Here is a 2,153-nt window from a genome sequence, read left to right as displayed (position 1 = left end):
AGCTAGAGCATATACTCATAAATATTATAGGTAATGCAAGAGATGCTTATGAAAATATGGACATTGAGACTAAAGAGATCAATATTAGAGCATATGTAAAAGATAAGCTATTTATCATAAAAATTTCTGATAATGCAGGTGGAATAGATAAGGCTATAATAGATAGAATTTTTGAACCATACTTTACAACAAAAGAGACAAATAAAGGTACTGGACTTGGTCTTTACATGAGTAAAAAAATTTTACAAGACCATTTAAGTGGTGATATTTTTGCAGACAATGAAGACAATGGTGCAGTATTTACGATTATACTGAATATGAATTAGCTATAATTACAAAAAAATTGGATTTTATATATGAAATTTACTTTAGAAGCTACAAGTGGCAAAGCTCGTGCTGCTACCATTGAAACTGCACACTCAACCATTAAAACACCTGTCTTTATGCCTGTTGGTACTGTTGGAAGTGTTAAAGCACTCGATGTTCATGATGTTTTAGATATGCTCGGTGCTGAGATAATTTTAGCAAACACTTACCATATGTACCTGCGTCCTGGCGATAAAACTGTAGCAAAAATGGGAAAACTACATGGTTTTACACGTTACCCTAAAAGCTTTTTAACAGATAGTGGCGGTTTTCAAGCCTTTTCTCTCTCTGACATTTCTAAGCCAAAAGCAGATGGGATAGAGTTTCGCTCTCACATTGATGGAAGTAAACACTTTTTTACTCCAAAAAAGGTTATAGATATTCAACATAATTTAGGTTCAGATATTATGATGATTTTAGATGATTTGGTTGCACTTCCTGCTACACAAGAGCGTATTAAACTAAGCATTGATAGAACTACTGCTTGGGCAGAAGAGTCCATAAACTACTTCCGTCAAAAACAAAAAGAGGGAGTTGGAGTAGACCAAAATATTTTCGCCATTATTCAAGGGGGAACGGACAGAGCATTTCGTACAAAAAGTGCTACTGAGCTGTGCGCCTTAGATTATGACGGTTTTGCTATTGGAGGTCTCTCTGTTGGTGAACTTAACAATGAAATGTACGACACAGTCGAGCATACAACACAATATATGCCAGAGAATAAACCTCGCTACCTTATGGGCGTGGGAACACCAGAAGACCTTATAGAAAACATTGAGCGAGGCATAGATATGTTTGACTGCGTTATGCCAACAAGAAATGCAAGAAACGGTACGCTCTTTACATCTTTTGGGAAAATAAATATAAAAGGTGCAAAATTTAAAGAAGACCCTCTTCCAATAGACCCAGAGTGTCAATGTATGACCTGTAAAACATATAGTCGTGCATACCTAAACCATCTCTTTCGCTCTCGTGAAATTACATATTTTCGCCTTGCAACTATTCATAATCTTCACTACTACCTCAACCTTATGCGAGAGATTCGTGAGGCTATTTTAGAAGATAAATTTGATGAATACAAAAAAGAGTTCTATGCAAAACGAAGCTAAAGAAATAACTTTAACACTAAAATCAGACTATATTTCAGCTTATAAAAGTGGCTATCCCCTACTCTCAAAAGAGTCCATTTTAGATTGGGAAAAAGTTGAGCATGAGGGAAGCATCATCACTCTTGTAGATACAAAAAATAGATTTGTTGCAAAAGCTTACTATGGTATTCAAAACAAAGGCTATGGTTGGATTTTATCTTTGAATAAAGACGAAAAAATAGATACTGCCTACTTTAGTAAAAAAATCAAAGATGCCATTGCATACAGAGAAGATTTTTTTAGTGACACAACAACTACTGCGTTTAGAGTATTTAATGGTGAAGGCGATGGTGTCGGTGGTTTAACTATTGACTACTTTGATGGCTACTATCTTGTTACTTGGTACTCTGTTGGTATTTATGCACTAAAAACTGAAATTTTAGAAGCACTGCAAGCGAGTGTTGAGTTTAAGGGAATTTACCAGAAAAAAAGGTTTAATACTAAGGGGCAATATCTTGATGATGCAGATGATTTTCTCTTTGGAAACAAAGCTCCTGAGCCACTTATTGTAAAAGAGAATGGTGTAAATTTTGCCATATATCTTGATGATGGGGCAATGGTTGGCGTATTTTTAGACCAAAGAGATGTACGACGCACCATTCGTGATAAATATGCAAAAAACAAAACTTTTTTAAATAC

The 2,153-nt window shown here is 35.1% G+C and carries 3 protein-coding genes; all 3 read left to right on the top strand.

All coding sequences use genetic code 11. The features are described 5' to 3' along the window. A partial coding sequence (locus MV589_RS02370; RefSeq protein ID WP_297431677.1) for a sensor histidine kinase occupies positions 1–326 on the top strand: 326 nt, incomplete at its 5' end. 30 nt (positions 327–356) lie between these two features. After that, positions 357–1,475, top strand: coding sequence for a tRNA guanosine(34) transglycosylase Tgt (gene tgt / locus MV589_RS02365; RefSeq protein ID WP_297431676.1), 1,119 nt, complete (start codon positions 357–359; stop codon positions 1,473–1,475). After that, positions 1,459–2,153, top strand: a 695-nt coding sequence (locus tag MV589_RS02360; protein WP_297431675.1) for a class I SAM-dependent rRNA methyltransferase, incomplete at its 3' end; no start/stop codon positions are given. The genes tgt and MV589_RS02360, both read left to right, overlap by 17 nt.

Source organism: Sulfurimonas sp., from assembly GCF_026991475.1.
Taxonomy (GTDB): domain Bacteria; phylum Campylobacterota; class Campylobacteria; order Campylobacterales; family Sulfurimonadaceae; genus Sulfurimonas.
The sequence above is the reverse complement of the archived record's forward strand: the minus strand, read 5'-3'. Positions and strand labels throughout refer to the sequence as shown.

Bases quoted from the DNA above. Each gene is read 5' to 3' on its own strand.
- tgt (WP_297431676.1), top strand. From the start codon at position 357: ATGAAATTTACTTTAGAAGCTACAAGTGGCAAAGCTCGTGCTGCTACC.